The sequence below is a fragment of the Aquisalimonas sp. APHAB1-3 genome (assembly GCF_048323695.1).
In the GTDB taxonomy this organism is placed as follows: Bacteria; Pseudomonadota; Gammaproteobacteria; order Nitrococcales; family Aquisalimonadaceae; genus Aquisalimonas.
On sequence record NZ_JBLWFT010000021.1, the window covers coordinates 25,232 to 34,160 of the forward strand.

The following is an 8,929-nucleotide window of genomic DNA, read 5'->3' on the forward strand; positions in this document are numbered from 1 at the left end:
GGCACGCAAGGTCATCAATGGCATTAGTGGCAGTGTGGTCCATGATACTCGATCCGGACATCCTCAATGGGAGTGCTCGCCGTTGCCGTCGTCACCGTGACCGGCATCGTCCTCATGGCCGTGGTCATCACCGTTGTGTGTGTGCCCGTCCGTGTCTGGCAGGGACTGCACGCCAACGCCGTGGCCGTAGACCAGTTCACCGCCGTAATGCCCGGCAACGATCAACGGTGCGGCGGCGATGGCGGCCGCCAGGACGAACGCACCGCCCTCGCGCTGGTTCCGGAGCCAGTAGCGCACCGCCCAGATGGCCAGCAGCCCGAACGCGGCCGACGCGATCAGTGCCCAGTTGCGATGGGTGGTCATGACGGCGTGGGAGGCCGCGTCGTGGGGCACGGTGTTGTAGGCGTACCAGCCGCTGAGCAGCGTCCCGATGGTGAACAGAACGCCCACGGCGAGATTGACCCGCGCAGCAATGCGGACCGTACGGCCGAACGCCCCGGGCGGGCTGAAATGGGCAACGATGTAGAGCAGCACGGCGACGAAGAACAGCGCCACCGTGAAGTGAACGAAAATCGGGTGCCAGTTGGGCAGTGACTGCAGCATTGCTTCCTCCTTGGGCCCGGCCACCCCGAGGGGCGGCCGGGCTGACGGGCGCCTCAGTGATCGTGATGGTCGTGGTCGCCGTGGTCATCATGATCGTCGTGATCATCACGGTCGGCTTCCACGGTCTCGCCACAGGATTCCCGGGTCTGCCGGTCCACCATCACGTGTGACGTCTCCAGCAAAGCATCACAGCGGGTGTCCGCACCCACGCGGTCGGCCTGAACGTACATGTGACCAAATTGTGGGACCGGCAGCATTTCGTGGCGTTCATCCGCAGCATAGGGCTCCGGGTTGTCACGCTCCAGATAGGACCAGGCGCCCTCGCCTTCCTCGGCGCCGTGATCATGGGCGTGATCATCATGGTCGTCGTGATGATGATCGCGGTGGTCTCCGTGGTCTCCGAGGTCTCCGTGGTCGCCGTGGTCGCCGTGGTCGCCGTGGTCGCCGTGGTCGCCGTGGTCCCCGTGGTCCCCGTGGTCCCCGTGATCGCCGTGATCGCCGTGATCGCCGTGGTCCCCGTGGTCGTTCTCCGCCAAGGCCAGCGGTGAGGCCGCCAGGGCCAGGGCGAACAGCAGTGTTGTCAATAGATTCCGGTTCATGGTCAGTGTCCTCCGAAACTCGGACCCGGCAGCAGCATGTCGTGCTCCAGGTGGATGATGTCGTCGCGCCGACCGACCGACTGGTTGAAGGTGTGGTCGAACTGCATGCTGACGCCGAACTGCACCGTGGTTTCGTGCTCAAGGCCAACGCCGCGACGCAGGTCACCCTCGTAGCGCTCGTGGGCCACCTGGGCAACCGCGTCGATGCCGTTGCCAAGGCGCCAGGCGAAGCTGGGAGCCACTGCGTAGCGGCGGGCATTGTCGAAATCACCGTAGTCCTGCCCTGCCACGGTCAGCGCCGCCTGCCAGCGCTGCTGCAGGTAGGGTCGGTGACGATAGCGCAGGGAGGCCACGGCGGACGTGGCATCGCTGCGCGCCCGCTGGAGGCCACTCTCGAGCGAATCGTATTCCTCGCCCTGGCTCCACATGAGCTGGGTGTCCAGGTGCAGGAGCCGCTCCGGGTGGCCGCTGATGTTGAACCCCGCCCCGAGCTGGACCGTGACCAGATCGCCATCGTCGAGGTCGGGGTCATCCGACTCATCGAACGGCTGCACGTCCACGGACAGGCCCGCGAAGGTCAGTCCCCGGTCGGTATCCATGGTTTCCGGCACCCGGTAGTGCAAGCCCAGCGAGCCGCTGTTGAAGCTGCCGTAGCGCGGGTTGTCGGGCTCGCCCTCAGGCCGCGCCAGCGCGGCGGCGGTGACACCGACATACGGCGTGAACCACCAGTCGGCCGCCACCTGCTCGCCGTAGAGGTTGAGCGTGTCGCTGTCACCGTCCAGGCGGGCGTTGGGCACGTGGGTATAGGCGAGCAGATCGTCATCCCGCACCGTGGGGAAGCGCACCAGACTGTTGGGCAACCCGGTACGCCCGGCACGCGCCTCCCACTGACGTCCGCCCACGCCGGCGTAGGCCTGGTGCAGGAAGACACTCTCGTTCATTTCGGTATCGCCCAGGGCCTTGAAGCCGAACGCGCCGAAACCGTAGTAGTTGTCGTCGTGCAGGTGCTTGGCGAAACCGAGCAGCAGGCTGGAGTCATCGATGTTGACGCCTTCCTCGGAGGTGGCGCCTTCGTCCACACGCTGGAGCTGCTCGAAATCCACGGTGGCCAGGCCACGCCCGCCGATCACGATCTCCGGCGGCACGTGCGGGTCGATCTCGAACGCACTGGCCGGCAACGCCACCGTGAGGAGCGCGCCGGTCATCATCAGGGCATGCTGTTTCATGCGGCACCTCCTCACTGGTTGATGGTGGTGGACGGCACGTAGGGCGGATCGCCCATATCCTCGTACTCGAGCATGGTGATCATGCCCCCCGGGTAGATGCCGTTGTTGCGGCTGTGGATCTCCTTGTGGTCGTGGAAATCCCAGAACCCCGGGTTGTCGCCGTAGACGATGATGTCCACGGTCTTGCCCGGCGTCACCGGCACCGTGTTAAGTTTGATGGGATACGGCAGCGGGTTGCCGTCCTCGGCCACTTTCCAGAACTGGTGCCCGTGCAGGTGCATGTGGTGGTCCGAGATCCCGCCATTGATGAGCCGGATGCGGATGTACTCCCCCTGGCGAATGCGCAGGTGGCCGTGCTCCCCCACCGTGGAGGGGTAGGACTTGCCGTTGATGGCGAAGAAGTTGGGCGTGATGGTGCCGCCGGGCGCGTTGCCGCGTGTGTACGGCGGCCGCCAGCCCTCCTCGATGGCCTTGACGAAGTCGTCGTAGCGCTTGAAGAAGCCGTGGGTGGCCGCCGACAGCCGCCCGTCGCGCATGAGCTTGTTGACCTGCCCCATGCCTTCGAGCACCTCGTTGATGTGCTCCCGGGTGAATTCGAGATCGAAGCTCTCCAGCATCAGCACGTAGTCCCGCTCGTAGGGGAACTGCTCGCGGATGGGGTCATTGGGGGAGTCGATGATGAACGCCCCGTGCAGGGCGGACATCATGTGCAGCGGCGTACCCCAGTGGCAGTGGTAGAAGCGCGTGCCGTGGGGGCGGGCCTGGAAGCGGTAGGTGAATGTCTCCCCCGGGTGCACCGGGTCGTGGGACATCATGGGCACGCCATCCATGGTGTAGATGAGATCCACCCCGTGCCAGTGGATGGTGTGCATCTCCTCGGTGTTGTTGGTGACGTTCACCTCGATCCAGTCGTTCTCCTGCACCCGGAACACCGGCCCGGGCACCTGCTCGTTGAAGGCAAACGCCGGAAACTTCACCCCGGGGAGGAGTTCGTGCTCGATCAGGTCGAACGTCATGTCGAACACCCGGTAGTCCACGTCATCGGGCGCCCCGGGGAGGATATGACGATCATGTTCGTGGGCATGGTCCTCCATGAACATCATGGAGCCCTTGCCCGGCTCGTGCAGGTGCCGTGGCGCGACGCCGAAATCCTCCGGCGAGCGCCCGGAGGCGGCGAAGGGTGCGGCGGCCACGGCGCCGCCAGCCAGGGCGCCCGCGGTCTTCAGAAAGCGGCGACGAACGGGATCGGTCGCCGCCCCGCCGGCATCGTCATGCCGGTCGTCGTGATTGCTGGACATGTTGTCACCTCGTTGGAACGAATCGAGAAGTGGACCGCAGGGCAGCTGCCCGTGCGGCCAAGCACACGTTCAAACGAGGTGTCTGGGAGGTCTCAGAAGGGTGTCGTTGCGATGGTGGGGATGGCCGGGCAGATCGCCGGCAAAGTGCTCACCCGGAGGGCTGAACTCGGGGCTGACAGAGCCGGCAGGTGCCGCTGCCAGGCAGGACCCGCAGAGCCCACACTGGCCCGCGTGGTCGTGGTGATCGTGGGTACTGCCCTCATGCTCATGATCCGCGTGGGCCGACTCGGCCGCGTGCCCGTGCGCACCGTGCAGATCGGGCGCATGCGCATGCACCGCCCCTCCGAGGAGCAGTTGCAGGATCAGGACAGTAATGACGATCCAGCGGGCGCGATGCATAGCGTTACAAGGTACGCTTTAGATCGAGTCCAGGCAAATGCCGAAGGGTCACCAACGTGCCAATGCCTTGACCCTGATCAATTCCCCGATTGCTCACGTTGCTATCCTGCTGCCGTGAACTTCCGGATCTTGACGGACGCGACCGATGCAGACGCAGCAGCGCAATAGCCCCACCGAGCAGAAAGCGCCGCCCGTACGCTCCTGGCGGTTGCTGTTGCTCATTCTGCTGGTGCTGCTGCCGGTCACGGTCGCCCTCGCCAGCCCGGAACCGGTACACTTCCCCGGAGCAAGTGTCACCCAGCACGAAACGGGCGGGCACACGCACCATCCGTCAGACACGCCGGTCTGCCACCATGCCGGGCACCACGCCGCGGTATCGGCCCTGGTCACTGACAACCGCGAAGCCGAACTGCCGACCCCGGCCGACAGCGTCGCCGCGATCCCCGGCCCTGAGATGCCGCAGGCTCGCCTTGCCACCGGGAAAGACGCGCCCTTCGTCATCCCGGCTGACCATCTCCGACCTGCCTTCCCCGTTTACCTGCGGACCCTGCGCCTGCGGGTCTGATCCTTTCGCCTCCTGTGACGCTGCGCCATGCGGCGCCCGTTTTCCCTGTTCGGGAGGTTGAACACCATGCACTCAATGATTCATGACACCGGTGCGGGCTTCTGGCTCGGACACTCACTGATGGTGATCTTCATAATTGCCGTCTTCACACTGATCCTTGCCGGGGCTTATCTCGTGCTCAACGCCCTGCTCGGCGAGGCACAGAGCAACGGCAACGAGCCGCTGCAGGCTCTGGCACACCAGTACACCCGCGGCGAGATCGACCGGGATGAGTTTCTAAGGCGCCAGCAGGAGCTGCTGGATTACCCCAACCCCAAGACTTGAGGACGCCGCATGGTGTCCGCACACGACGTTGAAGCACAGGCTTCAGGAGGTTCCGAAATGACAATGCATCGCGGTTACAAGGCAGCACTGGGCCTGGCCCTCATTGTTGGGGCCAGCACGGTTGGAATCGTCGGCGCCCAGGGCATGCAGGGCATGATGGGCGGTGGCATGCACGGCAGCGGCCAGGGCGGCATGATGCACGACTGCCCGATGATGGGCGGTGGCTCCGGCGGCATGCAGGGCATGATGCGCGGAGGCATGCACGGCGGTGGCCAGGGAGGCATGGGCATGATGCAGGGGCTGGAGCTGGATGATGACCAGCGCGAGCAACTGCGTGAGCGCCGCAGCGAACACCGCCATCAGCAGTTCGGCCGCATGGCGGAGATGATGGACCTGCGCGAGGAAATGCACGCCCTCATGCACGGCGACCGGCCCGATCCGGATGCCGTGCGCGAGCTCCACGGCCGCATGGCCGATCTCCACGGCGACATGATGGCCGACCGCATCCGCCTGCAGAACGACATGCAGGACATGCTCACCGACGAGCAGCGGGAGCAGATGCGCGAGCGCATGCAGCAGCAGCGCGGCGGCATGGGCGGCGAGCGTGGTGATGACGGTTACCATCGACGCCACCACGGCGGCGGTTCGTAACCGGCCGGCCACGTAGGAGCGGCTTTAGCCGCGACCGTTCCGGCCCATGGGCATGGCACATGGTCGCGGCTGAAGCCGCTCCTACACGGGTTTGGTGTCATACCAGCCACAGGACAACGCATCTATGACTGAACACGCCCCACCGCTCGATAGCCAGAACAACACCGCCGAGGGCTTCCTTGTCGTTCCGGGCATGGGATCGGACCACTGCGCCGGGATCGTCCGGGCCGCGCTGGAGCGCCTGGATGGCGTGGAGTCGGTGAGCACCAACATCGCGAATCACCGGGTGAGCGTGCGCTACAACACCAGCACTGCCGATTCCGATGGGCTGCGCGCCGCCGTCGAAGGCGCCGGCTACGATGTCGCCGCCGTCGAGACCGAAGGCGAGGACGAGCATGCCGACGACGCCGCCATCGACGAGGCCTACGTCAAGCAGGCCTGGCGGCGGCTGTGGATCGCCATGATCCCCACCGCGGCGATCATGGGGCTGATGATGCCCCACATGTTCTGGCAGCCGATCCCGGGGTATCTCGCCATCATCGCCGTGCTGGCGTTCCCGGTGGTCTTCCTCGCCGGTGGCGCGGCCACCCACCGCTCGGCGTGGCGGTCGCTCAAGTCCGGGCACCTGAACATGGACGTGCTCATCTCCATGGGCAGTCTGCCGCCCTATTTCATCGGTCTGGGGGGCTTCGTCTACCCCATGACCTCGTTCATGGAGATGGCGGCCACCATCATGGCCTTCCACATGCTCGGGCGCTATCTGGAGCACCGCGCCAAGGGCCAGGCCTCGTCGGCCATCCGCAAGCTGCTGGACATGGGCGCGAAGACCGCCCGGGTGGAGCGCGACGGCCAGGAGGTGGAGGTCCCGGTGAAGGAGCTGCGCGCCGGTGACGTGATGATCGTGCGCCCCGGCGAGAAGGTGCCCACCGACGGCGAGGTGGTCGAGGGCGAGAGCACCGTGGACGAGTCCATCGCCACCGGTGAGTCCGTGCCCGTGGAGAAGGGTGTGGGCGCTGCAGTGCTCGGTGCCACCATCAACCAGCAGGGGCTGTTGAAGGTCCGTGCCACCCGAGTGGGTAAGGACACCTTCCTGTCGCAGGTGATCCGGCTGGTGGAGGAGGCACAGGGCTCGCGGGTGCCGGTGCAGGAGCTCGCGGACCGGATCACTGCCCGGTTCGTGCCGGCGGTGCTGGTCATCGCGGCGCTGTCCTTCCTCGTCTGGCTCACCTTCAGCGGCGCGCTTGAGCCCATCCTGCTCTGGGGCGAAGGCTTCCTGCCCTGGGTGGACGCCGCCCAGCCACCGATCATTCTGGCGATCCTCGCCGCCATCGCGGTGCTGGTCATCGCCTGTCCCTGCGCCCTTGGGTTAGCCACACCCACCGCTCTGATGGTGGGCTCGGGCATGGGTGCCGAGCGCGGCGTGCTGATCCGCTCCGGCGCGGCCATCCAGAGCCTCAAGGACATCAAGGCCATCGTGCTGGACAAGACCGGCACCATCACCCGCGGCGAGCCGGCCCTGACCGATGCCCGGCCCGCCGAGGGCTTCACGGAGGAGCAGGTACTGGCGGCGGCTGCGGCCGTGGAAGCCGGCTCCGCCCACCCGCTGGCCGATGCCATCGTTCAGGGTGCCAGGGAGCGCGGCCTGGAGGTAGGCAAGGTCACCGGGTTCCAGTCCCACACCGCCCGCGGCGTGGAGGCGCAGCTCGACGGCGAGCGCGTATTCGTGGGCAGCCGCCGGCTGCTCACCGAACACGGCATGGATGTCACTGCACTGGAAGAGCAGCTCACCGAACTCGAGCGCGGAGGCAAGACGGCCATGCTGGTGGCCATCGGTGACCGGCCCGCCGGCATCGTGGCGGTGGCCGACACCATCAAGGAGGACTCCGCGGCGGCCATCGCGGAACTCCACCGCCTCGGGATCGCCTGCGTCATGGTTACCGGCGACAACGAGCGCACCGCCCAGGCCGTGGCCCGGGAGGTGGGGCTCGATGAAGTCCACGCCGGCGTGCTGCCCGAAGGCAAGGTGGACGCCATCCGCGAGCTCCAGCAGCGCTACGGCGAGCACGTGGCCATGGTCGGTGACGGCATCAACGACGCCCCGGCGCTGAAACAGGCCAATGTCGGCATCGCCATCGGCGCCGGCGCGGATGTCGCCATCGAGGCCGCCGACGTCACGCTGGTCAGCGGTGAGCTCACCAAGGTCGTCGAAGCCGTTGAGCTCTCGCGGCTGACCTTCCGCAAAATCGTGCAGAACATGTTCTGGGCCTGGGGCTACAACGTCGCCGCCATCCCCATCGCCGCCATGGGCCTGCTGCATCCAATGATCGGCGTCATCGCCATGACAGCGAGCTCGCTCTCCGTGATCGGCAACTCGGTGCTGCTCAAGCGCGCACGGCTCGGCGGCAAGGTCTCCTGAATCAATTACCACACCATGAGGACACAGCCATGAACCAACTCACCCTGCGACGCGTGACCCTGGCCGCGGCCCTGATGGTGCCCGGCGCCGCCCTGGCGACCACGGCCACGGTGCACAAGACCCCCACCTGTGGTTGCTGCGATTTCTACGTTGAATACCTGCAAGCCAATGGTTTCGATGTGGACGTGGTCGATCACGACAGCATGAACCCGATCTTCCAGGAGGCGGGTATCGACCGGACCATGGCGAGCTGCCATACCACGGAAGTCGGCCCCTACACGGTGGTCGGCCACATGCCCGTGGAAGCCATCGAACAACTGCTCGAGGAGCGGCCGATGATCCGCGGCATCACCCTGCCCGGAATGCCCTCGGGCTCACCCGGCATGCCCGGCGAGCAGGATGAGCCGTTCACCGTCTACCGCATCACCGCAGACGCTGACGACCCGGAGGTGTACGGGCGGTTCTGACGTGTTCAGACCCCCGGCCCGCCTGACCATTCGCGCCGACAGGCCGACCGCACTCTGGGAGGCCCACGACATGGGGCCGGTCAGGCGCGTTGCCGGGCGCTTCTTTCATCTCGAGCCGTGTCGGTGAAGGGGCGGCGCGCTACGAAAAACTCATAGGCGTAGAAGCCAGAATAGCGGCGATGGATCTCGGGCTCCTCGGCGAGTTGGTCGAGCACGGCCAGCGCTTCAACGTCGTTGGCATACTTGTCGCGCAATTCGTAAGCGCTCCACGAACCCCATCTGTTGAGCGGATTGTGGTTCCGGGACACTGAGCCTTCCAGATGCATGGGAGGCTTGGAGTATGTGGTTATCCCCAGTACGCGCCCGCTGGTTGGGCCATTT

10 protein-coding genes and 1 pseudogene are annotated in these 8,929 nt (G+C 66.1%); 5 read left to right on the plus strand and 6 right to left on the minus strand.

Features of this window, described 5'->3' with window-relative positions:
- Positions 1–63: 63 nt before the first annotated feature.
- From ACNSTU_RS17095 to ACNSTU_RS17115, 5 genes are all read right to left on the minus strand, one after another.
- Positions 64–603: a DUF2231 domain-containing protein gene (locus tag ACNSTU_RS17095; RefSeq protein ID WP_418212764.1), complete on the minus strand. Its 540-nt coding sequence runs from the start codon at positions 601–603 to the stop codon at positions 64–66.
- A gap of 53 nt (positions 604–656) precedes the next feature.
- Complete coding sequence (locus ACNSTU_RS17100) at positions 657–1,202, minus strand: hypothetical protein (protein ID WP_418212765.1); 546 nt, start codon at positions 1,200–1,202, stop codon at positions 657–659.
- Between the two features lie 2 nt (positions 1,203–1,204).
- Positions 1,205–2,428: a hypothetical protein gene (locus ACNSTU_RS17105; protein ID WP_290631716.1), complete on the minus strand. Its 1,224-nt coding sequence runs from the start codon at positions 2,426–2,428 to the stop codon at positions 1,205–1,207.
- Positions 2,429–2,439: 11 nt separating this feature from the next.
- Positions 2,440–3,726, minus strand: a complete 1,287-nt coding sequence (locus ACNSTU_RS17110; protein WP_290631713.1) for a multicopper oxidase family protein — start codon at positions 3,724–3,726, stop codon at positions 2,440–2,442.
- A gap of 69 nt (positions 3,727–3,795) precedes the next feature.
- Positions 3,796–4,125, minus strand: coding sequence for a DUF2946 family protein (locus tag ACNSTU_RS17115; RefSeq protein WP_366213434.1), 330 nt, complete (start codon positions 4,123–4,125; stop codon positions 3,796–3,798).
- 145 nt (positions 4,126–4,270) lie between these two features.
- Between ACNSTU_RS17115 and ACNSTU_RS17120 the strand changes: the two genes are divergently transcribed.
- The 5 genes from ACNSTU_RS17120 to ACNSTU_RS17140 all read left to right on the plus strand — a co-directional run bounded on the left by ACNSTU_RS17120 (position 4,271) and on the right by ACNSTU_RS17140 (position 8,548).
- The gene (locus ACNSTU_RS17120) at positions 4,271–4,690 is read left to right on the plus strand and encodes a hypothetical protein (protein WP_290631711.1); all 420 of its coding nucleotides are present in this window, start codon (positions 4,271–4,273) and stop codon (positions 4,688–4,690) included.
- Positions 4,691–4,756: 66 nt separating this feature from the next.
- Positions 4,757–5,014, plus strand: a complete 258-nt coding sequence (locus ACNSTU_RS17125; RefSeq protein WP_290631709.1) for an SHOCT domain-containing protein — start codon at positions 4,757–4,759, stop codon at positions 5,012–5,014.
- Between the two features lie 57 nt (positions 5,015–5,071).
- Positions 5,072–5,665 (plus strand): Spy/CpxP family protein refolding chaperone, encoded by a 594-nt coding sequence (locus ACNSTU_RS17130; RefSeq protein ID WP_290631707.1) that lies wholly within the window; start codon positions 5,072–5,074, stop codon positions 5,663–5,665.
- Between the two features lie 124 nt (positions 5,666–5,789).
- A complete protein-coding gene (locus ACNSTU_RS17135; protein WP_418212766.1) occupies positions 5,790–8,081 on the plus strand; it encodes a heavy metal translocating P-type ATPase in 2,292 nt (763 codons plus the stop codon).
- Positions 8,082–8,110: 29 nt separating this feature from the next.
- Complete coding sequence (locus ACNSTU_RS17140; protein ID WP_418212767.1) at positions 8,111–8,548, plus strand: DUF411 domain-containing protein; 438 nt, start codon at positions 8,111–8,113, stop codon at positions 8,546–8,548.
- 80 nt (positions 8,549–8,628) lie between these two features.
- On the opposite strand, the pseudogene ACNSTU_RS17145 reads toward ACNSTU_RS17140, so the two are convergent.
- Positions 8,629–8,929: pseudogene (locus ACNSTU_RS17145) on the minus strand (hypothetical protein); the annotation flags it as partial.